Source organism: Rhizobium sp. SVR5-9E (assembly GCF_056755095.1).
Window position 1 is genome coordinate 23,810 of sequence record NZ_JBNDHS010000039.1, and the last position, 23,665, is coordinate 47,474.

A 23,665-nucleotide genomic window follows, 5' to 3' on the forward strand; every position below is an offset into this window, starting at 1 on the left:
AGTTAGCTGAGCGTGGCCGGAATGCAAACGGCTATGCGCCGAAGGCGGCTTCAAAAACAAAGAAGCCCGGTCGAGACCGGGCTTCCTGTAAGCGGTGTGAACCGTTCAAGCAAAGCTTACTTGGCAGCTTCCTGCTGGAAGTAGCTGTACTTGCCGTCCGGACCCTTCTTCCATTCGTACATGACGTAGCCCGGGAGCTTCGGGTCGCCCTTTTCGTCGAAGGACATGTCGCCGAGAACCGTCGGGAACGGGCCCTTTTCCTTCATCGCTGCGGCAACGGCTTCGGGGTCTACCGAGCCGGCTGCCTTGGCAGCACCAGCGATCGCCTGCACTGCAGCGTAGGAGTAGAGGGTATAAGCTTCCGGGTTGAAACCGGCAGCCTTAAACTTCTCTACGAGTTCCTTGTTGGCCGGGTTGGTGGTCGGATCCGGGCCGAAGGTGTTCAGCGTACCGGCAACCGCGTCGCCAGCGATGGAAGCGAGTTCGTTCGAGACGATACCGTCACCCGAAACGAGCGTCGCCTTCAGGCCCTGGTCGGCAGCCTGGCGGATGATGAGACCCGCTTCGGTGTGCAGACCACCCCAGTAGATGATCGAGACGCCGGCTTCCTTCATCTTGGCGATGAGCGCGGAGAAGTCCTTGTCGCCGACGTTGATGCCTTCGTACATGGCTTCCGTGACGCCAGCGGCGTTCAGAGCCTTCTTGGTTTCGTCGGCAAGGCCCTGACCGTAAGGGGTCTTGTCGTGAACGACAGCAATCTTGGCATCCTTGAAGTGATCGGCAAGATACTTGCCGGCAATCGCGCCCTGCTGGTCGTCACGTCCGCAGGTGCGGAAGGTGTTCCAAAGGCCGCGCTCGGTGAACACCGGGTTCGTTGCAGCCGGGGTGATTTCGAGGATGCCGTTTTCAGCGTACACCTCAGACGCCGGGATCGAAACGCCCGAGTTGAAGTGGCCGACGACGAACTTCACGCCGTCAGCGACGAACTTGTTGGCGACCGAGATGCCCTGCTTCGGGTCCGAAACGTCGTCACCGAGTTCGAGCTTGATTTGCTCGCCGTTGATGCCGCCTGCCGCGTTGATGTCGGCAACTGCCTGCTCGGCACCCTTCTGAAGCTGAGCGCCGAAAGCAGCATTCGGGCCGGTCAGCGGACCGCCGACGCCGATGAGAACGTCGGCCCACGCGTTGCCGCTGAAGGCGACCAACGCCGTCAGAGCCACTGCCGACAGAAGAGACTTCTTCATATTTTACTCCCAATTATTTGGGCGGGTTCTGGTCCAAGACCCGGCGCATTGCCCACCATCACTGCGCCAGGAAAGCTGTTCCACTCTGAAGGCAATTCATGCCTAGTTTCAACGGGCTGTCAATGTTTGTTCTTCCACGAGAACGCGGATGTCTTTTCGTACAGCCAGTAATAGTTGTTAACCATCTGATTGGTGCGGCGATAGCGGAAACCTGCCGTCGAGAAGACAAGCAGCAGCACGAAATCGATGACATAATAGAAGGTGCTGAGCATCGGCCCGTCAAAGAGGGCGTGATGCAGGAACTGCATCACCCAGGCGAGGAGGAAAGTATAGACGATGACCTGCGGATAGTTGCTCCAGCTTTCAGCCGCAGCCCTGCCCGCACGCCACGCCGTCCAGAAGCCAATCAGCATCACAAGTCCGCGGATGGCCATCCGCACGCCAGAATCTGCCTCAAAGAAAAGTCCCTGCATATCAAACTCTCCTTTTCTACCGGCTCAATGTCTTCCGCCTTCGAGATAGGCGGCACGGACTTCAGGATTGGCGAGCAGCTCTTTGCCCGAACCACTCATCGTCACCTTGCCGTTCACCATCACGTAAGCGCGATGCGAGAGTTTCAGCGCAGCGAATGCGTTCTGCTCCACGAGGAAAACGGTCAAGCCTTCCTGCTCGTTGAGCTTCTTGATCGCGTCGAAGATGCCCTTGACGATCAGCGGCGCAAGACCGAGCGACGGTTCGTCGAGAAGCAGGAGCTTCGGGCGTGCCATCAGCGCACGGCCGATCGACAGCATCTGCTGTTCGCCGCCCGAAAGCGTGCCGCCGCGCTGCGCGTGACGTTCCTTGAGACGCGGGAACAGCGTGAAGATCTTCTCGACGTCCTCGTTGAAATGCTTGAGGTTATCGAGGCCCGCGCCCATCTGGAGGTTTTCCGTGACGGTCATCCGCGGGAAAATGCGGCGGCCTTCCGGCGACTGTGCTATGCGAAGCCGGGCGATTTCGTGCGTCGGCATGCGGGTAATGTCGCGACCTTCGAAGATGACGGCGCCCTTGCGAGCCTGCGGGCTACCGCAGATCGTCATCATCAGCGTCGATTTCCCGGCGCCGTTGGCGCCGATCAGGCTGACGATCTCACCCTTATGGACGTCGACATCGACGCCTGCGAGCGCGCGGATATTGCCGTAGTAGGTTTCGACGCCCTGAACCTTGAGAAGCTGTTCACCGGCCATCAATTTACGCCCCCTTCGAGGTTCTCGACGGTTGCGATGACCTCCTCCACTTCTTTGTCCTCAACACCGAGATAGGCCGCGATAACCCTCGGGTCGTTCTTCACGTGCTCCGGCGTGCCGTCGGAGATCTTCTGGCCGTATTCCAGCACGACGACATGGTCAGAGATTTCCATGACCACCGACATGTCGTGCTCGATGAGCAGGATCGATGTGCCGGTTTCTGCGCGGATTCCCCGCAACAGTGCGTTAAGGGCGGCAGATTCGCGCGGGTTAAGGCCTGCGGCCGGCTCGTCCAGGCAGAGCAGTTCGGGTTCGGTGCACATGGCGCGGGCAATTTCCAGACGCCGCTGCGCACCATAAGGGAGATCGCCCGCCGGGTCGTCGGCACGACTGATCAGATCAGCCTTTTCCAGCCAGAATCGTGCGCGCTCGATGGCTGCGGCGGCCTCTTTCTTGTAGGGGCCGATGCCGAGCAGGCCGAGAACCGTGTAACCCGATGCCTTCATCAGCTTGTTGTGCTGGGCGACGAGCAGGTTTTCCAGAACCGTCAGGCCCGAAAACAGCCGGATGTTCTGGAAGGTACGTGCGACCTTGGCTTCCTTGGTAATGCGGAAATCCGGCAGGCGCTCCAGCAGATACTCTTTCCCGTGCTGCTGCTTCAGCGTGATCATGCCCATCGTGGGCTTATAGAAGCCGGTAATGCAGTTGAAGACGGTGGTCTTGCCGGCACCGTTCGGACCGATCAGCGCGGTGATGTCGCCTCGCTTGGCTTCGAAGGATAGGTCGTTGATAGCCATCAAGCCGCCGAACTTCATCGACAGGTGCTCGACCTTGAGCAAGGTATCCGTGGACATGGTAGTCGTCATCTCTACGGGGCTCATCAGCCGTGCCCCTCCTTGATAAAGGTTCCGGATACTGCCCTCCGCTCCTTGAGGAAAGCAGTCGGTTCACGCGAGCCGACGAAGCCGCGAGGCTTGAACAGCATGACGGCGACCATGGCGAGGCCGAAGAGAAGCATGCGGTAGAGTTCCGGCGTGAAATCCGGGCCGAACACGACCTTCAGGAAGTCCATTTCGCGCAGCAGTTCGGTACCACCGACCATGACGATGGCAGCGATCGCGATGCCGGTTAGCGAGCCCATGCCGCCCAGGACGACGATGGCGAGAACCACCGCTGATTCCAGGAACACGAAGGATTCCGGCGAAACGAAGCCCTGGCGCGCTGCGAAGAACGAACCGGCGAAGCCGCCGAACATCGCGCCCGTCGCAAAGGCAGAGAGCTTTGTCGTGACCGTATTGATCCCGAGCGAGCGGCAGGCGATCTCGTCCTCGCGCAGAGCTTCCCAGGCGCGGCCGATCGGCATGCGGCGAAGCCGGATCGTGACATAGGCGGTCACCATGCAGAGAGCGAGGATCAGATAGAAGAGGAAAATCTTGTAGTAAGCCGACGACATCGGAAGGCCGAAAAGCTTGGCAAAACCGCCGGACGTCGCATCGAAGGGAATGCCGAACAGGGTCACCTTCGGGATGCCGGAAATACCGAAGGTACCTCTGGTCAGATCCGTCCAGTTGATGAGCACAAGACGGATGATTTCGCCGAAAGCGAGCGTAACGATGGCGAGGTAGTCGCCGCGCAGGCGCAACACCGGGAAACCGAGGATGACGCCCCAGAGTGCGGCCAGCATACCCGACAGGGGCAGCAGGACCCAGAAAGACAGGCCGAAATGGCTGGAAAGCAGCGCATAGGAATACGCGCCGACCGCGTAGAAGGCGACGTAACCGAGGTCAAGCAGGCCGGCGAGGCCAACGACGATGTTCAAGCCCCAGGCGAGCATGACATAGATGAGAATCTGGATGCCGAAGTTGTCGACCCATTTCAGCGAACCCTGCGCGCCGAGAAGCGCATAGATGGCCATGGGATACAACAGCAGCGCGACTAGAGCGATTTTCAGGAAATGCTGACGTAGGAAGCCCTTCTCCGTCGAGATTTCCAGCTCGCCGTGCTTTGCCTTCGCGAGCTTCCGCCGGTCGATATTCGGCCTGACGAAGACAACGACGACGAAGCGGCCGATTGCGGCGATCGCCACGAAGCTGGCCAGCAGGCCCCAGCGCTGGACGATGACCAGCTCGTTGTTGATGTTCTGATCGGTCTTGAGCCCGACATAGAGAACGAACAGGCCGAAAGACAGGAGGGCCGCGAAGAAGGCTTCCGTCAGGCCCTTCCGGACAAGCCCCGGTGCGGGCTTGCCAGCAGAATTTTCGATGTTTGCCATGATGTTATACCTTCTCGACTTCCGGCCGTCCGAGAATGCCGGTCGGCTTGAAGATCAGGACGAAAGCGAGGATCGCAAAGGTTGCGACATCCTTGTAGGCGATCGTGAAATAGGCGGACCACAGCGACTCGATGAGGCCGATCATCAGCCCGCCGAGAACGGCACCCGGCAGCGAGCCGATGCCACCGAGAACGGCTGCGGTAAAGGCTTTGACACCCGGCGCGAAGCCATCGCTGAAGGATGCAACGCCATAGTACATCAGATACATGGTGCCGGCGACGGCGGCCAGTGCGGCGCCCATGACGAAGGTGATGGAGATCGTCTGGTCGACGTTGACGCCGAGAAGCGCGGCCATCTTCCGGTCCTGCTCCGTCGCACGCTGGGCGCGTCCGAGCGCCGTGCGGTTGACGATATACCAGAAGGCAGCAAGCAACACCCCCGTGATGACGATGATGATGATCTGCTTCAGCGAAATCGAGAGACCACCGATGGCGTAAACCTTGCTTACGAGCGGCGGAATCGGCTTGTTGCGCGGACCCTGCGTCACCTGAATGAAGTTGGACAGCGTGATCGACATGCCGATCGCGGTAATCAGCGGCGCCAGCCGGAAAGAGCCTCGCAGCGGCCGGTATGCAACGCGCTCGATGGTCCAATTCCACAGGCTCGTCATCAGCATCGCAACCACAAGCATGGCCAGCAGCAGAACGGCTACGGGAAGGCCTGCGAAGATGGATGTCAGAACGAGAAAAACGATGAGGGCAGCGAAACCGCCGAGCATGAAGATATCGCCATGGGCGAAATTGATCATGCCGATAATGCCATAAACCATCGTGTAGCCAATTGCGACGAGGCCATAGATGGACCCGAGCGTCAGCCCATTAAAGAGCTGCTGGACGAAGTACTCCATATATCATTTCCCCTGGATGCGAGCCGCGCGCTGCATCTCTTTTTGGTGTGCAGTTCCGCTTTTGCCGGAACCTTATAAGCGGCAATCCATACCGCTTTCCGCGAAAATGTGAAGACAAAAAGGCTTTACTGGGTCAGATTCTTGTTCAACTGGACGCAGATGGCGCGTTTCGGATCAAAATCCACACAAAACAGGCATTCTTCGATGAAATTTTAGCCGGAACCGGAATGTGGATTAACCAAACAGCCTCAAAGAACCAGCAACATGCCCCCAACGCCGAGCTATTACTTATTCCACGAACCGGATTTCTGAGCAATTTTTACACCGAATCTGCTAGCGACGCGCGAAAAAATATCTCGATGCATACCATCCGTTTCTGACGAATTTCCGCTGCCGCGCAAAAACTGGCTCGCATCCCCTATTTATCTCTATACTGCCGAAAGAGCTTTCAGATGTTTGCGTTCCTTGAGGGAAAGATGCTGGAGATATTCGAAAAGGCGGCACTCGAAGCGGGCGGAGTGATCATCACGATCTTCGAAGAGGGCTGCGCCGTCGCTATGAAGGCAGACTCCAGCCCGGTGACTCGCGCAGATGAGGAGGCAGAGCGCATTATCCTGGCGCATCTTGCCCGCAGCTATCCCGATATTCCCGTGATCGCCGAAGAATCGGTAGCGGCCGGTCAAGTGCCGGATGTCGAGGGAAAGGCCTTTTTCCTTGTGGACCCGCTCGACGGCACACGTGAATTCGTCGACAGGCGGCGCGAATTCACCGTCAACATCGCCTATGTGGAGAATGGCATCCCGGTTGCCGGTATCGTCTATGCACCGGCACTCGGCGTCGCTTTCGCGGGCGAAGCAGGACATGCCGAAAAACTCATCGTTGGCGTCGATTTTACGGTGACTGAGCGCGTCCCGATTGCGGTTCGGGAGCCGCCCCTCAACCGTCTTGCCCTCGCAAGCCGGAGTCATAACAGTCCTGCGACCGACAAATTTCTTTTCGAACAAGCGATTTCGGAATGCACGAATATCGGCTCCTCACTGAAATTCTGCCTCCTCGCTGAGGGAAAGGCAGACGTTTATCCGCGCTTCGGTCGCACAATGGAGTGGGATACGGCGGCCGGCGATGCCGTGCTGCGGGCGGCGGGCGGCACGACGGTCACCGTGGACGGATCGCCTCTCACCTATGGAAAGACCGGCGCCAACGCGGATTTCGACTTCGCCAATCCCGACTTTATCGCCTGGGGCGGCAAGGTGAACCCCGCGCGGATGCGCATGACTTCCGAATAAAATCCTTAGAAATCAACAGAGGAAGGGCGTTTTCGTCAGCGCACCCTAGGGATGGCCTTACGATGCGGCAATAACCGCGCCGTTGCGCCAACCGGAGGCCACACCTTGTCAGACGAAACAATTAATCTCGCCCTCCCCTACATTCTCCCCTCACAATCTCAGAAGCACGTGACGCATAACGAGGCGCTGCAGCGTCTCGACGCCATTGTGCAGCTGACAGTGAAAGAAGAAGCGGCAGTACCTCCCGAAACCCCGTCGGAAGGTGACTGCTATCTGATTGCGCCCAGTGCCGGCGGTCTTTGGACCGGCAAGGAAGGCAGGCTCGCTTTCCGCCAGGACGGCGCCTGGCTCTACATCAGTCCGCGCGAAGGCTGGCGCGCCTTCTTCCTCGACACAGGCCGGTTCCGCGTCCTGCAGGCCGGCCTCTGGAGCGACCTCTCTTTGCCCGTCCCAGGCAGCTTGCCGCTTCTCGGCCTCAACGCCACGGCCGATGCCACGAACCGGCTTGCCGTCGCGGCACATGCCAGCCTCTTCAGCCATGAAGGCCAAGGGCATCAGGTCAAGGTCAACAAAGCCGCCGCGGGCGATACCGCCTCCCTGCTCTTCCAGTCGGGCTGGTCAGGCCGCGCAGAAATGGGACTCGCCGGTAACGATGAATTCGCAATCAAAGTGAGTGGCGACGGCACAAGCTGGCAGACCGCCCTGGCAATTGCGGCGGGCGGCATCGTGAAAACGCCGGCGCGCCCTATCGTCCGGGCCTCGCTTGCCGCAGCGACGTCAACACCGGCAAACAACAGCAGGACGGGTTTCGATACCCTGCATGTGCAGCAAGGCGGATTCGCGCTCGGCGCTGCTGTTCCCTCCGGCTCCGGCAACAGGCTGATCATTCCGGCAACAGGGCTTTACCTGCTGTTCCTGACAACAAGCACGGTGACATCCTCGGCCTACGGGGCACGGCTCGAGGCGAACGGCGCCAATACGCTTGCCGCCGTGGCGGGCGTAGCCTCGACGGCAGCAACCCGCGAGACGGCCTTCGGTCTCGCTGAGCTTGCAAGCGGCGACTGGCTCTCGATCATTCACTCCGGGACCGCTCAATACGAGTTCGGCGCCGGAAAGACTGAGGTCAGCGCCATTCTGATCTGAACGGAATCCAGCATCGTTTTCCTGGAAAACGCAGGCGACGGACAGCAGGATTGCGGCCGCGCCTGCGTCGCGAGGCGGCAGGTAAAGTTGTTATCAAAGTGTTACTAAGCGCTTAGTCAATTTTTAAATGTGACGGGCTAGAGTGCCCGCGTGGTCTTGAGTTGTGTAGAGAGTCCAATGACCGAAGTGATACGTCCCCGAGTAAAATATGTCATCGGCCCCGATGGCAGCCCGCTGACGATAGCGGATCTTCCGCCGCCCAACACGCGGCGCTGGGTTATCCGTCGTAAGGCTGAGGTTGTCGCGGCGGTTCGCGGTGGCCTGTTGAGCTTGGAAGAAGCCTGCGAGCGTTACACGCTAACCGTCGAAGAATTCCTGTCCTGGCAGTCGTCGATCAACAGCCACGGCCTTGCCGGCCTGCGCACGACGCGTATCCAGCAATACCGTCACTGAACCATCTGCCCCAGGCAAAAACATCATTTCGGGCCGGACGCATTTCCCTGAAGGGAGTGAAGAAGGCCCGAAATTATTGTTGAGGCAGCGTAGCACCAGAGGCCGGGCTGGGTGAAAGCATCCGCAAAACCCGTCGTCTTCGCCGCCGCAATCACGATCGCCACCAGAAGCACGTCCATCATCGACCACTTGGACAGATACGGCACGGCGTGACGATAAAACCAGCTGCCGGTTCCGCCGTCGGCAGCCACCGCCTCGGCGGCAATCCCGATCATCTTCAGGACCGGCAGTACGATCGAAACCAGCCCGACGATAAGTGCAAGCGGGATGTCCCCTCCGCTCCAGAGCGAGGAAACGATCTGAACCAGCGACGGCGTCTCATCGAAGAAATAGAGTTTCTCGAATCGGATCAGCGGCAAAACCAGCCCGAGCGCCAGAAAGAACGGGGCCGCAACAAGCAGAACTGGCCGGATCGCCGCCAATCTTTTCATCGAGCATCCCTCGGTTGAACAGTGTGTTGCCGCTTGCACCGGCTTGGCACGGCTGCGCCGGCATGTCACGGTCCGCGTCAACAACATCAGTTTCCGGAGAAATACAATGAACATTCGCAACGAAGAAAATGCGTCCGGCGGCCGGTATGTGGCCGAGGTTGACGGGCACGAGGCCGAAATGGCCTATTCCCGCACGTCACCGAAACTCATCATCATCGATCACACTGGCGTGCCGGATGCCCTGCGCGGCAAGGGCGTCGGCCAGGCACTGGCACTTCACGCCGTCGAGGAAGCGCGAAAGGGCGGATGGAAGATCTTTCCGCTATGCCCGTTCTTCAAGGCGCAAGCGCAGCGACATGATGAATGGCGCGACGTGGTGAACTGACCGCAAGAGCTCAGCACCAAAAGCCATGTATGACGGACTTCGATGTCCATCATACATGGCTTCTTCAGGCGATTCCCCGGGATGCCGCAGCCGGCATCCTCAGCTCGTCGTTCAGGCGCGGGCCCGAACGGCGCCATCGCGCTCTTCGAGCGCACTTGCGCGGGCGTATTCCGCCTGCATCTCCTCCAGCGCCTGCTCGAGCGTTTCCTCCTGCATCTTCAATTCCTTGATGGAAACCTGAAGATTGTCGGCACGCTGACGTGCCGCCTTAGCGAAGGTCGGGTAGGCGAAGTGATTCGGGTCGGAAATGCCGGACTTCTTCTCTTCGACGAGGATCTGGCTCTCCAGATCCTTCGTCATCCGTTCGAATTCCGACATCATCATCTGCAACTGCTGCAGCTGACGTCGTTTTTCGTTCACCTGAAACTCCTTCAGGCGAACTAGGCTCTCACGCGACTTCATACGCATTACTCCAGTGATGCGAGATCCCGGCTTTACTAAATTGCCCGCCGCGCACCGCTTTGAGACGGTCTGCCTGAAAAATTTTCAGCGGTATTAACAAAAACCTACCGCTGGTAACCTTTCGTTTACGGGCATCGTTAATGATAGTGCCGATGATTTAAGGGTCGGTAAATATCACTACGCGATTTCCGAAACCTTTTCATTGGTGAGTCGAATGAATCGCTTACCCGCCCTTCTTAATGTAGCAGTTGAGGATCAGGCTTTGCGAATTGTCATTGGAAAACAGCGGAATGGATCGATTGCTTAATAAATTCATTGCCTCTTGCCAGAGTGAATCAGAATTTGTTAACCATTTCGTGGCAGCTTCCAAATCACGCAGTGAAAGCATTCGGTATCGCGTAGGGGGCCAGCCCACCTTTCGGCGGCGGCAAAGGGGATAATAATGCGGGTACTACTTATTGAAGACGATAGCGCGACAGCGCAGAGCATAGAATTAATGCTCAAGTCCGAAAGCTTCAACGTCTACACCACCGATCTCGGTGAAGAGGGCGTCGATCTCGGCAAACTCTATGACTACGACATCATCCTTCTCGACCTTAATCTTCCGGACATGTCCGGATACGAAGTGCTCCGCACTCTCCGCCTGTCCAAGGTCAAGACGCCGATCCTCATCCTGTCCGGTATGGCAGGCATCGAAGACAAGGTGCGCGGCCTCGGCTTCGGCGCCGACGATTACATGACCAAGCCGTTTCATAAGGACGAACTGGTCGCCCGTATCCATGCGATCGTCCGCCGCTCCAAGGGTCATGCCCAGTCCGTCATCATGACGGGCGAGCTGATCGTCAACCTCGACGCCAAGACTGTCGAAGTCGGCGGCCAGCGCGTTCACCTGACGGGCAAGGAATACCAGATGCTGGAGCTGCTTTCGCTCCGCAAGGGTACGACGCTCACCAAGGAAATGTTCCTGAACCACCTCTACGGCGGCATGGACGAGCCGGAACTCAAGATCATCGACGTGTTCATCTGCAAGCTGCGCAAGAAGCTCGCAAATGCTGCCGGTGGCGCCAACTACATCGAAACCGTCTGGGGCCGCGGCTACGTGCTGCGCGAGCCGGATGGAGCTGAATACGCCGAGACCGCCTAAGACGCCGAACGTCCCCTTTCGACTGAGAGATCCCGCCCTCCCCGGCGGGATTTTTCGTTTGCGGTGGATGAGCTTGTTGACGAGATCGCCCATCCCAGACGCGTCATCCTCGGCCTTGTGCCGAGGATCTACGACACAGTAGTGGGTGGCAGATGCTCGGGACAAGCCCGAGCATGACGGAGGAAGACAGCTTCATTGTCAAGAAATCAGGCGGCGATTGCCCGGTTGCCGAAGACTGCCGTCAGGATCTTGCGGTCGAACGGCTTCAGCAGGAAGTCGGTTGCCCCTGCCCGCTTGCCGGCCATCAGCTTTTTCAGATCGGCCTCGATTACGCAGTAATAAATCTTGACCTCTTTGCCACCTTCCATCGCGCGGATTGCGGAAATCAGTTCGAGCGCACCGTCCATGCCGGAGTCGACGATCAAGTATTCGGGAAGTTCGGTCTGGCAGCGGGAGAGCGCTTCGCTTGCATTTGACGCCTCACTGACCAGAAAATCGAGCTCGGAAAGGATACGTTTACCCACCTTGCGCACGACATCCGAACTATCAGTGATCATGAACCGCTGCATGACTGCTCCTTCGCTCCACTTCTATACCGGTGGCGCTTCCTTAGTCTTCGAGGATAGGTCGATTAGGCTAAGGAAGTGTTACCCAAATCGGGACAGACGGCAGCGATGCGGGCATAAAACTAGGCGGCCACGGCCTCCGCAGTGAAGATGATTTCTTCGCCCGTCTGGCTGTGGCCGAGCTCCATCCGGCACTCTTCGGCGAGCAAGACGGCATAGTAGGGCTGGATCGAATGGGCATCGATCGCCTCTTCGATTTGACCAGAGGTGATCTCCACGAATTTGCCCGGCATGCGCATCAGCTTGCCCTTCGCGATGATCTTGAACTTCGCATCGAACTCGGGATTTTCGAGCGTCACTTCCAGCGAACCGCCGCGCGGGATCGACGAATAGGCGACGAGAAAAAGGTTCAGCAGCAGCTTCACGCGGTTTTTCGCAACGATGGCGCGCGGGCCGTTCCAGGTAACCTCGGTCTTCTTTTCCGCGGCAGCGAAGTCCTTGGCCGCGCGCTCTGCCTCACCGGTATCGATCGAAGCGCCGACCGAGCCGGAAGCGCCAAATGCGAGGCGTGCGAATTTGAGGCGAACGGAAGCATTGAGCGCGCTCGTGCGGATCAGGTCCATGGCGTCGGAATCAGCCCCGCCTTCATCCAGCAGTTCCAGACCGTTGTTGATCGCGCCGACCGGCGAGATGACGTCGTGGCAAACTCGGCTGCAAAGTAGCGCGGCCAGGTCGGGGCCGGTCAATGTAAGATTAGGATTTCTGGACATCATCGTCTCCTGAGGGCGGTGGATCCATCCGCCTATATCTTGCTTGATCAAAATTGCACGAAGTTTGCGCCGTACTCGCCGCCATAATGACACCATATTTGGTAAACCGATTGTTAAGACGATCGGCGCAAAATGTGTCTATTGCCGGAAACGGCTCATCGAACCGACCATGACGAACGGATCACACCATGCGCCTTCAATCCCCCAGAAGATTTATCGGCTTCTGCCGGCTTCTCGTCGCGCTGACCATATCCGCATTTATGCTCTCCTCGCAGGAGGCCGCAGCCCAGCAGGCCAGCGGCAACCAGTACACCGTCCAGGAGATCATCGACGCCGGCCACTCGTTCTTCGGCTCGACCAGCGGCGGCCTTGCCAAGGTCATTGAGGCGGCCTTTCAGAAATACGGACTGCCGAACGGCTACATCCTCGGACAGGAAGGATCCGGCGCCTTCATCGCCGGCCTTACCTATGGCGAGGGCCAGCTCAACACCAAGAATGCCGGCGAACATCCTCTTTACTGGCAAGGCCCCTCCCTTGGTCTTGATTATGGCGGCCAGGGCACGCGCGTGATGATGCTGGTCTATGACCTGCCTTCCGTGGACAGCATCTATGCCCGCTTCGGCGGCGTCAGCGGTCAGGCTTTCGTGGTTGCCGGCTTCGGCATGACGCTCCTCAAGAACAACAATGTTCTGGTGGTTCCGATCCGCACCGGCATCGGCGCGCGTCTCGGCGTCAATGTCGGCTATCTGAAGATCACCCCGGGCCCGACCTGGAACCCCTTCTGAACCTGCAGTCCGGTGGCGGTTTCTCTCCCGCCGTCACCCATCCGCCACTTGCCCTGCGCTTGGTGCGCGCTTAATCATTGGCGCTGACGCAAATCAATTCTGAGGCAATGGCGGCGCCGTGATCGAGTATGCACTTCTGTTCGGACTGGGCTTCCTGACGGCGGCGTTCCTCGTCTTCCTGATCTCGCCTGCCATCCATCGCCGCATCGTCTGGTATACGGAAAACCGGATGAAGGCGACCATGCCGCTCAGCCCGCAGGAGGTTCGCGCGCAGAAGGACATGGTGAGGGCACTCTATGCGGCCGAGAATGCCAGGACGGCCCAGGATTTGACAAGGGAGCGCGAAAAATCTCTTTCCTTGAAGCTTCGCCATGACGCTCTCGCCCTCGATGCCGGTCGCCTCTCCTCCGAAGTCGGCGCTTTGAAGGCGCAGATCGAAGATCTGAACCTCGAGGCCGCTGATTTCCGATCTCATCTTCGCAAGGACGAGACTTACATCAGCCAGCTGAAGACGAGCCTGCACATGGCCGAGCAGGCGAGCTCTGCAAAGGAAACCGAACTCGATCTCCTACGCAGCCGTCTGAACAAGCTTGCCGAACAGTCTGACAACCTCAAGATCGACATGGCTGCGCAGCAAACGGAGATGGAAAGCCTGAAATCGCGGGCCAACATGCTGCGCGACGAACGCGATACGCTGCGCAAGGACGTCGACCTTCTGCAGAAGCGCGCCAAGGATGCCGAGCAGAAGTTGACGCAGCAGGAACACAAGGTGCTCCGCCTGGAAGACAAGGGTGCCCGTGACGCGACCGCTGCTGCCGACAAGGAAACGCTGCTTGGGCGGCGCCAGCAGGAAGTCGCCAAGCTCAAGGAGCAGTTGAAGGCAACCAAAGCCGGTTTGCGCCAGGCGAACCGTGCGCTTCGTGCCGCCGGGCTGGCGGAGGCAATTGTCGAAACCACCGCGGAGGAAACGATGCAGGAAAGCGCTCCAGCGCCCGAACTTGATCCAGCAGCCGTTGCCGCCCGCCTCGCCGAGGAAGTTCGTGCCCGCAGCGCAGCCATTTCCGATCGCATCGCCAAGGCAAAGACGACGACAGCCGACGACAGCGCAATGCGCGAAGAGATCGCCTCGATCGCTGCCGGCATGGTCGCGCTGACCGTTATCAACGAAGGTCCGTCCTCGCCGATCCGTGACCTTTTGCCGGAAGGCGCCGGCAAGGAACAAGGCGAACGCGTGAGCCTCGCCGAGCGCGCTGCGACGATCCTTTCGGAGCCGGGCTAAGTCAGACCCGGCCCACAGCCGACGAGATTGCGAACAATGCGATCCCGGTCGCCGTTGCAACGTTGAGGCTGTCCAGGCCGGCGGACTGCGGAATGCGCGCGCTCCTGAAGCGCGCCAGGACTGTTTCCGGCAATCCTTCTCCTTCCGTTCCGACGACGAGCGCGATGCGATCTGACGACGGTATCGCGCGAATATCCGTCTCGCCGCGTGGCGATAAAGTCCAGATATCGAAGCCCCGTGCCGCAAGCGCGGCGAGAATGTCCAGAGCGCTGCCGTCGCGCTGATAGGGAACACTCAACACCGAGCCGACGGAAACGCGCATCGCCTTGCGGTAAAGCGGGTCGCAGGATGTCTCGTCGAGAAAAACGGCATCCGCACCGAAGGCCGCCGCATTGCGAAACATCGAACCCGCATTGTCGTGGTTGGAAATACCGCAACCCACCAACACAAGCGCGCGATCGGGCAGGCAGTCGAGCAGGCTCTCGCTGCGCTCGATCCTTTTTCCGATCGCCAAGACGCCGCGATGAAGATGGAACCCAACAATGCCGTCGAGGACGTCGGCCTCGGCGACGTAGATTGGAACCTCCGCCGGAAACCGCGCAATGATGTCGGAAACGCCTTCGACGCGGTTGCGCAGCAGCAGCACCTTCTCGGTCTTGAAGCCGCGCCCTGCCAAATGGGCTTCAGCCAGCATCCGCAGCACGACGGTGCCTTCGGCAAAGAAGCGGTTCTGCCTGCCGGTCAGGTCGCGCTCGCGGATCGCTCGGAATTCGGCAATGCGCGGGTCATCCGCGCTCTCGATCGTGACGGGAGGCGCAGCCATCGGCGCTAATTGCCGCCGACGGTGATGTCAGCGACCAAGCGGCCCGCCTTGATGTCGTAGACCAGCGCTTTGCGCTTTCCGTCGGCAGACTGGCCGAAGAACAGAATCCGGTCTCCTGACAAAGATGTGGATTGCACGGCGAAACCGGGCGGCAGCGAAACCGTGGAGCTGACCGGCGCATCCGAAGGAACGCCGGAGCCGGAGGCAGCGGCCGTTTCGGCTGGTTCCGCCTTCATCGTCTTGTAGACAACGGCGCCGAAGACCGCCATAAGGCTCACGAACATGATGACGCCCGAAACGATCTGCAACCGCACCATCTTGCGCCGGACACTTTCCATTGCCGGGTCAAGGGACTGTTCTTCCTGATCGTCTGTCTCGATTTTGGTCATTGTGGCGTCCTGCAAAAAATACTTCGGAGAAGAAGCGTCTTGAGCGACCCCTTTAAACAAGCATCCGGGATTAGGAAAGTCCTGACCGCTGATGAGAATGCCGAAGGCCGGCTCGATGCCTGGTTGACTGCACAGCTCGGCGAGGAATTCTCGCGCAGCCGCGTCAAGGTGCTCATCAAGGACGGCCAGTTGCTTGTGAACGGAGCGCCTGCCCTCGATCCGCAGAAGAAGGTGCGGCCCGGCGACCATTACGAGATCCTGCTGCCCGAGCCGGAGGACCCCACGCCGAAAGGCGAGAACATTCCGCTCGAGATCCTTTATGAGGACGACGACGTCATCGTCATCTCGAAGCCGGCCGGCCTTGTCGTCCATCCGGCCGCCGGAAACTGGACGGGCACGCTCGTCAACGCGCTGATCTACCACTGCGGTGACAGCCTGTCGGGCATCGGCGGCGTCCGGCGACCGGGCATCGTTCACCGGCTCGACAAGGACACCACGGGTGTCATGGTCGTCGCCAAGAACGATATTGCTCACCGCAACCTGTCGCAGCAATTTGCCGACCACGGCCGCACCATGCCGCTCGAACGTGCCTACAAGGCCATCGTCTGGGGCCGCCCTCGTTCGCTCAGCGGAACGATCGACGCGCCACTCGGCCGCTCGACTGGCGACCGCACGCGCCGCACGGTCAAGCGTCCCGACAGCCAGGATGCCGACGAGGCCGTTACCCATTACGAGGTGCTGGAGCGCTTCCACGAAAACCCGGATGCGACGGCGCTCGCCGCGCTCGTCGAATGTCATCTGGAGACCGGCCGCACTCATCAGATCCGCGTCCACATGGCCCACATCGGTCATCCCCTTCTCGGCGATGGGGTCTATGGCGCGCATCTCAGAACCAAGGCCAACCTTCTGCCGGAAGCGGCACGCAAGGTCGTCAACAGCTTCGGGCGGCAGGCGCTCCATGCCTATATGCTGCAGTTCGAGCACCCCCGCTCAGGTGAGCTTTTGCACTTCGAGGCGCCCCTCCCCGAAGATATGGTGGAACTGGTCGAAGCCCTGCGCCGTTAGGCACGTAACGCCATCGTGAACCGGGCAAGCTGGCTTGAACCGCCGTTCCGCCATACTTATCTGTACATAGACTAAGTGCGGGCCCGGCTTTGGGCCGCATGTCTCGGTTCGCCTGTTCAACGCGGGGGCGCGTTCCATTGGGAACCGGAATCTACATAGGAGGGTGCAATCATGGCCCGTAATACCTTGCCGTCCATTACCGCCGGCGAAGCCGGCCTCAATCGTTATCTCGACGAAATCCGCAAATTCCCGATGCTGGAGCCGCAGCAGGAATACATGCTGGGGAAGCGTTATGCGGAGCATGGCGACCGCGAAGCCGCGCACAAGCTCGTCACCAGCCATCTGCGCCTCGTCGCCAAGATAGCCATGGGTTACCGCGGTTATGGCTTGCCGATCGGAGAGGTTGTTTCCGAAGGCAACGTCGGCCTCATGCAGGCCGTCAAGAAGTTCGATCCGGAACGCGGATTCCGTCTCGCCACCTATGCCATGTGGTGGATCAAGGCTTCGATCCAGGAATACATCCTGCGTTCGTGGTCGCTGGTGAAGATGGGGACCACTGCGAACCAGAAGCGCCTGTTCTTCAACCTGCGCCGTCTCAAGGGCCGTATCCAGGCCATCGATGAAGGCGATCTGAAGCCGGAGCATGTTGCCGAGATCGCAACGAAACTGAACGTGTCCGAGGAGGAAGTCGTTTCGATGAACCGCCGCCTTTCCGGCGACGCTTCGCTGAACGCGCCTATCAAGGCCTCGGAAGGCGATAGCGGTCAGTGGCAGGACTGGCTCGTGGACGACCACGATAGCCAGGAGGCCGTGCTGATCGAGCAGGATGAACTGGAGACGCGCCGCCGGATGCTGTCGAAGGCGATGAGCGTGCTGAACGACCGCGAACGGCGTATCTTCGAGGCCCGCCGCCTTGCTGACGAGCCGGTTACGCTGGAAGATCTCTCGTCCGAGTTCGATATCAGCCGCGAACGCGTCCGCCAGATCGAGGTGCGCGCCTTTGAAAAGGTGCAGGATGCCGTCCGAAAGGAAGCGCTGGAGAGGGCACAAGCCGTCCGCGTCGTCGAATCCACGGCATAAATCAGCAAACTCATACATGAAAAAGGCGGGTCCATGCGGCCCGCCTTTTTTGTGTCCGAGCTCTGGATCAGGGTTACTGGCTCGTGCTCACGTCGCCGAGTGCAGTCCACTCCTGGATCGCCTTGTTGAACGCTTCCGTGCCGGTCGCACCCTTCTGGATGGTGATCAGCGCGCGACGGCCATTGCGATAGGTGATCGGGATATCGATCCAGTCGCGCGTTTGAAGCAGCTGGAGATTAGCCTTTCGCGCGTCCGGATAATCATTCAGCGCGACCATGTGGAAATCGTCGGTGATCTTGGCAGGCACGGCAATCAGCGCGTCGCCGCGATCCTGCTCCGTGCGCTTCATTGAAATGCGCTGCACGCTTTCGATGCTGCCGCCCTCGAAATTCGGCGGAAGCGAGAAAACGACTTCGACGAGATGGCTCGCCGGAAGCGACGGATCGGAGTTGCGCTTGAAGGTCACGAGAACCGAAAGATTGCGCTCCGGTACCGTCACGTTGGCTTGCACAGTCGATTCCTGTTTGCCTGCCTGATCGGTTTCATGCTGGACGCTCCAGATGACGGATCCCTGGATCGCCGTCGGCGAGCTTTCGCCGATCCGCTCTTCGTAGAGGAACATCTTCTCCGTCGCACCGGCGGGCGTCTGCTGAGCGGCCGGAGCGGTTTGGACCTGCTGAGGGGCAGCGGCCGGAGCGTCTGTCGCCTGTCCTTGGGCGGGTGTACCGGCCTGCGCGGCTGGCGCCGGCGCAGCGGATGCGACGTTCTGTTCGGAGACGGACTTGCCTTCGGCGGTCGGCGTGCCGGGAGCGGCGGCCGGGCCGTTATCGACTTCCGTGCCGTCAGCCATAAGACGCTGTGTGAACTTGTTGTTCGTAGCGGAGCCGTCATCACGGGCGGCAGCCTGCTGGTCCTTCTCGGCCGGCTTTGCCGCTTCGGTATTTGCCGCGGGCGCCGCTGGCGTCGGGCTTCCGGAAGAGGCAGCCGGCTCGCCGTCGGCCGTCTTAGACGGCGCGGAACTGACCAAACCGTTGAACATCGCGACCAGCTGGTCACGGTTCATCCAAGCGGCATAGGCGCCCCCGCCCAGCACCGCCAGCACCACGAGCATGGTAATGGCCGCGCCGACGCCAAAGCGCCGACGCTTCGGCTCCATGCGGAAATTCTTGTTCTGCAGTTTGGCCGCAAGCAGATGGTCGACACCGTCGGACGGCACGGAATCGTCGTCTTCCGCCACGACGCCGCGGTGGTCGTAGCCTCGAAGTGCCTTGGCCTCCTGCCACTCTGCACCCGGAACGTCGGCGACGGGAGCTCCAGTTTTGCCGTTGATATCCTCAAAGAGGTCCGCATCGTTAAACTGTGCCGCAACGGGCTTCTTCTTGTCCTGACCTGCCTCGATCGGCGGCAGGTCGTCGAAGGCCGCAGCCTCCCATGAGAAGCCTTCGTTCGCGGGCGGCATCTTCGGCAGCACCGGTGGAAGCGCCGCAATGGCTTCCTCGAAAGCGCGCGCCGCGTCGCTGGTCGACTCGGCCGGCGGCACGATCCCCGAAAAGTTCCTCACCTCCTCGGCAGCCCACGCGGCCTCCGCTTCCTTCGCGGGCTCGGACGGGATCTGAGCAGCAGGTTCGGCCCATACGGGATCGAAATGCGCGGCAGTTTCCGCTTGAAGCGGCTCTTCGCGGCTGTGCTCTACGAATTCCTCCGGCTTCTCGAAAGCGGCGACAGGCTCGACGAGGCGATTCGAGGGATTGTATTCGTTGATCGGCGGGAGTGGCTTGGGCTCGGCCGCCGGTTCGGATTCAACCGCGGGCTCGGCTTCGAAGGCAGGTTCCGGCTCGAAAGCAGGCGCCTCCACATGAGGCTCATGTGCCGCAACATGGTATTCCTCGACCGGCGCTTCGTCGTGATGCGACGCCGCCCACTCCTCAACAGGGGCCACTTCCTCAACGGGGGCGGTTTCCTCAACGGGGGCGGCGGCTTCTTCGGCGGGGCGCTCCCATTGTGCCTCTTGAGGCGGCGCGGGCTCATCCGCCGCAACGACGGGCTCCTCGTAATGGGCCGCCTCTTCCCGAGGCTCCTCTTCATGCTGATATTCGACAGGTTCGGCGGCTTGCTCACGAGACTCGGCAACCGGTTCATCCACCGGCTCGGGCGCAGGAGCAGGTTCGGCGAATGCCTCGACTGGAGGTTCCTCATGGACAGGCGCTTCGGCAGCAGCCGCAGCAGCCGCAGCAGTCGCAGCCTGGTCTTCCGGCAATGCCTCGGAATGCTCTGCTTCCACCTCGCGAATAGCCGCATCGAGCTTATCCAGCTGGCGTTGCAGCATCGCTTCCGGCGGACGCGGCTTCATGTTTTCGAGCTGCCGCTGCACGGCACCGCGCGCGCGCTCGTAAACCTTCACCCGCATCTCGGGTGTATTTTCGGCCAGGCCGTCCACCGCCCGCCGGATAACTGCAATAAAATCAGCCATTAGTACTTTCTCGAGGGGCCAGGTCGCCCAGAGCCTGGCCAGATGTCTTAGTGACCCGCGACATTAGTCCTCAAAAGGATCAGTCACAAGTATCGTGTCGTCTCGCTCAGGACTTGTAGACAAGAGAGCGACAGGCGCCCCGATCAGCTCTTCGACCTGGCGGACATACTTGATCGCCTGGGCCGGCAGATCGGCCCAGCTGCGCGCGCCAACCGTCGATTCTTTCCAGCCTTCAAGCGTAATATAGACCGGCTCCACGCGCGCCTGCGCGCCCTGGCTGGCCGGAAGATGATCGATCTGCTCGCCGTCCAGCTTGTAGCCGACGCAGATCTTCAGTTCGTCGAGGCCGTCGAGAACATCAAGCTTCGTCAGCGCAATCCCGGTAATGCCGTTGGTTGCGACCGACTGGCGGACCAATGCCGCGTCGAACCAGCCGCAGCGACGCTTGCGGCCCGTTACCGTCCCGAATTCATGGCCCTTTTCACCGAGGAACTGGCCGATGTCGTCATGCAACTCGGTCGGGAACGGACCCTCGCCAACACGCGTCGTATAGGCCTTGGTGATGCCGAGGATGTAACCGAGCGACCCCGGACCCATGCCCGAACCGGCCGCAGCCTGACCGGCTACGGTGTTCGAGGACGTCACGAACGGATAGGTGCCATGATCGATGTCGAGCAGGCTGCCCTGCGCGCCTTCGAAGAGAATGCGGGCGCCCTTGCGGCGTTCCCTGTCGAGCAGGAGCCAAACGGTATCGCGGTATGGAAGCACGCGGTCGGCGATCGACGTCAGCTCGGTCATGATCGCGTCATGGCTGACCTCGGCGACGCCAAGGCCGCGGCGCAGCGCATTGTGATGCGTCAGGATGCGGTCGACCTTGCCCGGCAGCGCCTCAAGATCGGCGAGATCCATGACGCGGATCGCGCGGCGGCCGACCTTGTCTTCGTAGGCCGGACCGATACCGCGGCGCGTCGTGCCGATCTTCGTGCCGCTATTGGAGGCAGCATCTTCCCGGTAGGCATCGAGCTCGCGATGCAGCGAGAGAATAAGGGTCGCGTTGTCGGCGATGCGCAGGTTCTCGGGAGAAATCTTGACGCCCTGCTTTTCCAGCTTCTCGATCTCGGCGATCAACGCATGCGGGTCGACCACCACGCCGTTGCCGATCACTGCCATCTTGCCCGGGCGCACGACGCCGGAAGGCAGCAACGAGAGCTTGTAGCTGGTGCCGTCGATGACCAGCGTATGGCCTGCGTTGTGCCCGCCCTGATAGCGCACAACGATATCCGCACGTTCCGAAAGCCAATCGACAATCTTGCCCTTGCCTTCGTCACCCCACTGCGAACCGACCACGACTACATTCGTCATTAAACTCTTCCTGTTACCAGCGGATCAACCGCTCTGCTCAAACCCGCGCATCTATAAAGCTTTGTCTTTTGGAAAGCGACCCTGTTATCACGGGGAATTGGGCTTTTTGCGTGACAAATCAGCCCGCCACGGGCTAATTGCCGGTGCATCGGCAGCATTCAGAGCTCTTTTTTGGAAGACGGGAAGAATCATCCTTGCGGATCACGGCCTACCTTTGTCTCATCGTCGCAGCGCTATGCTGGGGCGGAAACGCCGTCGCCGGAAAACTGGCGCTCGGCCATGTCAGTCCGATGATGCTGACTTTCCTGCGCTGGACGCTTGCGACCACGCTGATTGCGGCAGTGTCGTTTCCGCAGTTCAGGAAGGACTGGCCGCTCGTCCGCAAGAACCTGCCTCTGCTGTTTTTCTACGGCATGATCGGTTACACGATCTTCAACGCCGTGCTTTACTCTGCGTTGCAGTACACGACCGCCATCAATGTCGCGATCGAGCAGGCCGGCATCCCGATGCTGATCTTTCTGCTCAACCTCATCTTCTTCCGCACAATTGTTTCGACCGCGCAGATGGTCGGGTTCGGCATGACGCTCGCCGGCGTCATCTTGACCGCCACCCATGGCGATATGGCCACACTGTTGAAGCTGGGCCTCAATCGCGGCGACGCCCTGATGCTGCTGGCGGTCGCCGCCTATGCAATCTACACGATCTTTCTGCGCTGGAAGCCGCCGGTTGATTGGCGAACGCTGATGGCCTTCCCCGCGTTTGCGGCAGCATTGTCGTCCCTGCCGTTCCTGCTTTGGGAGGGTGCCGCCGGCAATATCCAGATGCCTGACGGCAAAGGCTGGATCATCACCATCTATACGGCGATCTTCGCTTCACTGCTCGCGCAGATCCTCTACATCAAGGGCGTCGAATGGATCGGCGCCAACCGCGCCGGTCTCTTCATCAATCTCGTTCCGGTTTTCGGCACCCTGCTGTCCGTGCTGCTGCTCGGCGAAGCGTTGCAGCTCTTTCATATCGCCGCATTGGTTCTGACGCTCGGCGGCATTGCCATCGCCGAAAGGGGCCGCCCGGAGCTCGCCGCTCCGACCGCGCCCGCATCCCCGATGGATTGACCTGCGAACTACCCGAGTTCCAGCGTCGTCACGCCGAAGACATTCTTCAGCGGGATCGCAGGCGCGCCGCCGCGATACATGCGTGCCGTCTCGAAGACCGGCTCAAGACCTATGCTTTCGGCCAGTGCGACCGCCTCCCGGTTGGGTACCGGGACATCGATGAAAACCGGTGCATCGCCGGCTTCCGGCAACAAGCCGGCAAGCAGCGCGGCTGCGGAGTCGGCATCCGCCGCAAAAAGCGGCCCGATCTTGTAACCCTCGTAGCAGCGCCGGATCGTCGCGTAACCGCGAATCTTGCCGCTCTTGCGGACGACCAATGTCATGCGGCCGCGCCGCCTCCTGCACCAGGCGGCAACGAATTCATTGCGCGGTTCCGGGAAAATCGAGGCATCGTAACGGAAGAGCCCGTCCAGCTTGTCGGAGACCGGATGCGCCGCGAGTGACGAGCGTGGCAGGATCGTGGCGACACCGCCGTAGCGCACCGTCATGTGCGCCGTCTCGAAGCCTGCCCTGCGGTAATTCGCCTGCTGAGCGGCAACACCGTCGAGACCGATCGTACGGTCCGCTGCTGACTCGATCCCCACATTCCAAAGGGCCTTGCCGTAGCCTCTGCCGCGGAAATCCGGATGGACGATAAAGAGACCGAGAAACGCAAAACGCTCGCCGTATTTCACCACGGAAATGGAGCCAACCGGTACTTCGCCGAGCGCGCCGACGAAAAAGCCGGAGGGGTCGGCCTCCTGGAAAGCGAGTGAATCGTCGAGCCCGGGATTCCAGCCTTCTTGCCTTGCCCATTCGAGCACAAGCTCCAACTCACCCGGCCGTATCGCACGAACCGCAAATTCCGAACTCATGCAACCTTCCCATGCAAACCCTGCCGTAAGTTTGCAGGGAGGAATATCCAGAAACACTAAAGTCTAGAGACCACCGCATCGCTGCCAGGCGCAAAGA

At 60.2% G+C, this 23,665-nt stretch carries 25 protein-coding genes; 10 read left to right on the plus strand and 15 right to left on the minus strand.

The genetic code is table 11. The features are described from left to right. Positions 1–116: 116 nt before the first annotated feature. The 6 genes from ACPYOJ_RS18125 to ACPYOJ_RS18150 form a co-directional block, all read right to left on the minus strand. Positions 117–1,244, minus strand: a complete 1,128-nt coding sequence (locus ACPYOJ_RS18125) for a branched-chain amino acid ABC transporter substrate-binding protein (RefSeq protein WP_481417486.1) — start codon at positions 1,242–1,244, stop codon at positions 117–119. 119 nt (positions 1,245–1,363) lie between these two features. Beyond that, positions 1,364–1,717 (minus strand): DUF6867 family protein, encoded by a 354-nt coding sequence (locus ACPYOJ_RS18130; protein ID WP_481417487.1) that lies wholly within the window; start codon positions 1,715–1,717, stop codon positions 1,364–1,366. A gap of 24 nt (positions 1,718–1,741) precedes the next feature. Continuing rightward, a complete protein-coding gene (locus ACPYOJ_RS18135; RefSeq protein ID WP_481417488.1) occupies positions 1,742–2,470 on the minus strand; it encodes an ABC transporter ATP-binding protein in 729 nt (242 codons plus the stop codon). Further along, the gene (locus ACPYOJ_RS18140) at positions 2,470–3,351 is read right to left on the minus strand and encodes an ABC transporter ATP-binding protein (RefSeq protein ID WP_481417489.1); all 882 of its coding nucleotides are present in this window, start codon (positions 3,349–3,351) and stop codon (positions 2,470–2,472) included. The genes ACPYOJ_RS18135 and ACPYOJ_RS18140 overlap by 1 nt, the downstream gene beginning before the upstream one ends. Next, complete coding sequence (gene livM / locus ACPYOJ_RS18145) at positions 3,351–4,742, minus strand: high-affinity branched-chain amino acid ABC transporter permease LivM (protein ID WP_481417490.1); 1,392 nt, start codon at positions 4,740–4,742, stop codon at positions 3,351–3,353. The genes ACPYOJ_RS18140 and livM overlap by 1 nt, the downstream gene beginning before the upstream one ends. Before the next feature lie 4 nt (positions 4,743–4,746). Then, positions 4,747–5,649 (minus strand): branched-chain amino acid ABC transporter permease, encoded by a 903-nt coding sequence (locus tag ACPYOJ_RS18150; RefSeq protein WP_481417491.1) that lies wholly within the window; start codon positions 5,647–5,649, stop codon positions 4,747–4,749. Between the two features lie 476 nt (positions 5,650–6,125). Here ACPYOJ_RS18150 and cysQ point away from each other — a divergent pair, with 476 nt between their 5' ends. The 3 genes from cysQ (at position 6,126) to sciP (ending at position 8,531) form a co-directional block, all read left to right on the plus strand. Next, positions 6,126–6,935: a 3'(2'),5'-bisphosphate nucleotidase CysQ gene (gene cysQ / locus ACPYOJ_RS18155; protein ID WP_481417513.1), complete on the plus strand. Its 810-nt coding sequence runs from the start codon at positions 6,126–6,128 to the stop codon at positions 6,933–6,935. Between the two features lie 105 nt (positions 6,936–7,040). Beyond that, positions 7,041–8,078, plus strand: coding sequence for a DUF2793 domain-containing protein (locus ACPYOJ_RS18160; protein WP_481417492.1), 1,038 nt, complete (start codon positions 7,041–7,043; stop codon positions 8,076–8,078). A gap of 177 nt (positions 8,079–8,255) precedes the next feature. Next, complete coding sequence (gene sciP, locus ACPYOJ_RS18165) at positions 8,256–8,531, plus strand: CtrA inhibitor SciP (protein ID WP_168832490.1); 276 nt, start codon at positions 8,256–8,258, stop codon at positions 8,529–8,531. Between the two features lie 23 nt (positions 8,532–8,554). On the opposite strand, the gene ACPYOJ_RS18170 is transcribed toward sciP, so the two are convergent. Further along, on the minus strand, positions 8,555–9,022 hold the full coding sequence (locus ACPYOJ_RS18170) for a paraquat-inducible protein A (RefSeq protein WP_481417493.1): 468 nt from the start codon (positions 9,020–9,022) through the stop codon (positions 8,555–8,557). Positions 9,023–9,128: 106 nt separating this feature from the next. On the opposite strand from ACPYOJ_RS18170, the gene ACPYOJ_RS18175 reads away from it, so the two are divergent. Beyond that, positions 9,129–9,407 (plus strand): GNAT family N-acetyltransferase, encoded by a 279-nt coding sequence (locus ACPYOJ_RS18175; RefSeq protein WP_481417494.1) that lies wholly within the window; start codon positions 9,129–9,131, stop codon positions 9,405–9,407. Between the two features lie 111 nt (positions 9,408–9,518). Here the strand turns inward: ACPYOJ_RS18175 and ACPYOJ_RS18180 are convergent, their stop codons facing one another. Then, positions 9,519–9,869, minus strand: coding sequence for a flagellar export protein FliJ (locus tag ACPYOJ_RS18180; protein ID WP_168832487.1), 351 nt, complete (start codon positions 9,867–9,869; stop codon positions 9,519–9,521). Between the two features lie 442 nt (positions 9,870–10,311). On the opposite strand from ACPYOJ_RS18180, the gene ctrA reads away from it, so the two are divergent. After that, positions 10,312–11,013 (plus strand): response regulator transcription factor CtrA, encoded by a 702-nt coding sequence (ctrA, locus tag ACPYOJ_RS18185; protein WP_003542362.1) that lies wholly within the window; start codon positions 10,312–10,314, stop codon positions 11,011–11,013. Positions 11,014–11,219: 206 nt separating this feature from the next. Here ctrA and ACPYOJ_RS18190 read toward each other — a convergent pair whose 3' ends face one another. Continuing rightward, a complete protein-coding gene (locus tag ACPYOJ_RS18190; protein ID WP_481417495.1) occupies positions 11,220–11,582 on the minus strand; it encodes a response regulator in 363 nt (120 codons plus the stop codon). 119 nt (positions 11,583–11,701) lie between these two features. Then, on the minus strand, positions 11,702–12,352 hold the full coding sequence (gene chpT, locus ACPYOJ_RS18195) for a histidine phosphotransferase ChpT (RefSeq protein ID WP_481417496.1): 651 nt from the start codon (positions 12,350–12,352) through the stop codon (positions 11,702–11,704). A 185-nt stretch (positions 12,353–12,537) separates the two neighbouring features. On the opposite strand from chpT, the gene ACPYOJ_RS18200 reads away from it, so the two are divergent. Both ACPYOJ_RS18200 and ACPYOJ_RS18205 read left to right on the plus strand, forming a co-directional pair. Beyond that, positions 12,538–13,134, plus strand: a complete 597-nt coding sequence (locus tag ACPYOJ_RS18200) for a DUF1134 domain-containing protein (protein WP_481417497.1) — start codon at positions 12,538–12,540, stop codon at positions 13,132–13,134. A 118-nt stretch (positions 13,135–13,252) separates the two neighbouring features. Beyond that, a complete protein-coding gene (locus tag ACPYOJ_RS18205; RefSeq protein WP_481417498.1) occupies positions 13,253–14,413 on the plus strand; it encodes a hypothetical protein in 1,161 nt (386 codons plus the stop codon). 1 nt (position 14,414) lies between these two features. Here the strand turns inward: ACPYOJ_RS18205 and ACPYOJ_RS18210 are convergent, their stop codons facing one another. Both ACPYOJ_RS18210 and ACPYOJ_RS18215 read right to left on the minus strand, forming a co-directional pair. Then, positions 14,415–15,236: a TrmH family RNA methyltransferase gene (locus ACPYOJ_RS18210; RefSeq protein WP_481417499.1), complete on the minus strand. Its 822-nt coding sequence runs from the start codon at positions 15,234–15,236 to the stop codon at positions 14,415–14,417. Between the two features lie 5 nt (positions 15,237–15,241). Beyond that, a complete protein-coding gene (locus ACPYOJ_RS18215) occupies positions 15,242–15,625 on the minus strand; it encodes a hypothetical protein (RefSeq protein WP_481417500.1) in 384 nt (127 codons plus the stop codon). 39 nt (positions 15,626–15,664) lie between these two features. Here ACPYOJ_RS18215 and ACPYOJ_RS18220 point away from each other — a divergent pair, with 39 nt between their 5' ends. Together ACPYOJ_RS18220 and rpoH are read left to right on the plus strand one after the other, a co-directional pair. Further along, complete coding sequence (locus tag ACPYOJ_RS18220) at positions 15,665–16,690, plus strand: RluA family pseudouridine synthase (protein WP_481417501.1); 1,026 nt, start codon at positions 15,665–15,667, stop codon at positions 16,688–16,690. Positions 16,691–16,861: 171 nt separating this feature from the next. Further along, positions 16,862–17,770: an RNA polymerase sigma factor RpoH gene (rpoH, locus tag ACPYOJ_RS18225; protein ID WP_481417502.1), complete on the plus strand. Its 909-nt coding sequence runs from the start codon at positions 16,862–16,864 to the stop codon at positions 17,768–17,770. Between the two features lie 73 nt (positions 17,771–17,843). On the opposite strand, the gene ACPYOJ_RS18230 is transcribed toward rpoH, so the two are convergent. Together ACPYOJ_RS18230 and ACPYOJ_RS18235 are read right to left on the minus strand one after the other, a co-directional pair. Then, the gene (locus ACPYOJ_RS18230; RefSeq protein WP_481417503.1) at positions 17,844–20,240 is read right to left on the minus strand and encodes a hypothetical protein; all 2,397 of its coding nucleotides are present in this window, start codon (positions 20,238–20,240) and stop codon (positions 17,844–17,846) included. 63 nt (positions 20,241–20,303) lie between these two features. Then, positions 20,304–21,602 carry an adenylosuccinate synthase gene (locus ACPYOJ_RS18235; protein ID WP_168832477.1) on the minus strand — a complete coding sequence of 433 codons (1,299 nt, stop codon included), beginning with the start codon at positions 21,600–21,602 and terminating at the stop codon, positions 20,304–20,306. A gap of 194 nt (positions 21,603–21,796) precedes the next feature. On the opposite strand from ACPYOJ_RS18235, the gene ACPYOJ_RS18240 reads away from it, so the two are divergent. Next, entirely contained in the window at positions 21,797–22,714 is a 918-nt protein-coding gene (locus tag ACPYOJ_RS18240) for a DMT family transporter (RefSeq protein ID WP_481417504.1), read from the plus strand. A gap of 8 nt (positions 22,715–22,722) precedes the next feature. On the opposite strand, the gene ACPYOJ_RS18245 is transcribed toward ACPYOJ_RS18240, so the two are convergent. After that, complete coding sequence (locus ACPYOJ_RS18245; protein ID WP_481417505.1) at positions 22,723–23,568, minus strand: GNAT family N-acetyltransferase; 846 nt, start codon at positions 23,566–23,568, stop codon at positions 22,723–22,725. Positions 23,569–23,665 lie beyond the last annotated feature (97 nt).

What these genes read in the sequence shown, in the direction of transcription:
- rpoH (WP_481417502.1), top strand. Translation starts at nt 16,862, where the DNA reads ATGGCCCGTAATACCTTGCCGTCCATTACCGCCGGCGAAGCCGGCCTC.
- ACPYOJ_RS18210 (WP_481417499.1), bottom strand. Translation starts at nt 15,236, where the DNA reads ATGGCTGCGCCTCCCGTCACGATCGAGAGCGCGGATGACCCGCGCATT.
- ACPYOJ_RS18235 (WP_168832477.1), bottom strand. Translation starts at nt 21,602, where the DNA reads ATGACGAATGTAGTCGTGGTCGGTTCGCAGTGGGGTGACGAAGGCAAG.
- ACPYOJ_RS18140 (WP_481417489.1), bottom strand. Translation starts at nt 3,351, where the DNA reads ATGAGCCCCGTAGAGATGACGACTACCATGTCCACGGATACCTTGCTC.
- ACPYOJ_RS18180 (WP_168832487.1), bottom strand. Translation starts at nt 9,869, where the DNA reads ATGAAGTCGCGTGAGAGCCTAGTTCGCCTGAAGGAGTTTCAGGTGAAC.
- sciP (WP_168832490.1), top strand. Translation starts at nt 8,256, where the DNA reads ATGACCGAAGTGATACGTCCCCGAGTAAAATATGTCATCGGCCCCGAT.
- ACPYOJ_RS18170 (WP_481417493.1), bottom strand. Translation starts at nt 9,022, where the DNA reads ATGAAAAGATTGGCGGCGATCCGGCCAGTTCTGCTTGTTGCGGCCCCG.
- ACPYOJ_RS18150 (WP_481417491.1), bottom strand. Translation starts at nt 5,649, where the DNA reads ATGGAGTACTTCGTCCAGCAGCTCTTTAATGGGCTGACGCTCGGGTCC.
- ACPYOJ_RS18130 (WP_481417487.1), bottom strand. Translation starts at nt 1,717, where the DNA reads ATGCAGGGACTTTTCTTTGAGGCAGATTCTGGCGTGCGGATGGCCATC.
- cysQ (WP_481417513.1), top strand. Translation starts at nt 6,126, where the DNA reads ATGCTGGAGATATTCGAAAAGGCGGCACTCGAAGCGGGCGGAGTGATC.
- ACPYOJ_RS18215 (WP_481417500.1), bottom strand. Translation starts at nt 15,625, where the DNA reads ATGACCAAAATCGAGACAGACGATCAGGAAGAACAGTCCCTTGACCCG.
- ctrA (WP_003542362.1), top strand. Translation starts at nt 10,312, where the DNA reads ATGCGGGTACTACTTATTGAAGACGATAGCGCGACAGCGCAGAGCATA.
- ACPYOJ_RS18135 (WP_481417488.1), bottom strand. Translation starts at nt 2,470, where the DNA reads ATGGCCGGTGAACAGCTTCTCAAGGTTCAGGGCGTCGAAACCTACTAC.
- chpT (WP_481417496.1), bottom strand. Translation starts at nt 12,352, where the DNA reads ATGATGTCCAGAAATCCTAATCTTACATTGACCGGCCCCGACCTGGCC.
- livM (WP_481417490.1), bottom strand. Translation starts at nt 4,742, where the DNA reads ATGGCAAACATCGAAAATTCTGCTGGCAAGCCCGCACCGGGGCTTGTC.
- ACPYOJ_RS18125 (WP_481417486.1), bottom strand. Translation starts at nt 1,244, where the DNA reads ATGAAGAAGTCTCTTCTGTCGGCAGTGGCTCTGACGGCGTTGGTCGCC.
- ACPYOJ_RS18245 (WP_481417505.1), bottom strand. Translation starts at nt 23,568, where the DNA reads ATGAGTTCGGAATTTGCGGTTCGTGCGATACGGCCGGGTGAGTTGGAG.
- ACPYOJ_RS18190 (WP_481417495.1), bottom strand. Translation starts at nt 11,582, where the DNA reads ATGCAGCGGTTCATGATCACTGATAGTTCGGATGTCGTGCGCAAGGTG.
- ACPYOJ_RS18175 (WP_481417494.1), top strand. Translation starts at nt 9,129, where the DNA reads ATGAACATTCGCAACGAAGAAAATGCGTCCGGCGGCCGGTATGTGGCC.
- ACPYOJ_RS18230 (WP_481417503.1), bottom strand. Translation starts at nt 20,240, where the DNA reads ATGGCTGATTTTATTGCAGTTATCCGGCGGGCGGTGGACGGCCTGGCC.
- ACPYOJ_RS18200 (WP_481417497.1), top strand. Translation starts at nt 12,538, where the DNA reads ATGCGCCTTCAATCCCCCAGAAGATTTATCGGCTTCTGCCGGCTTCTC.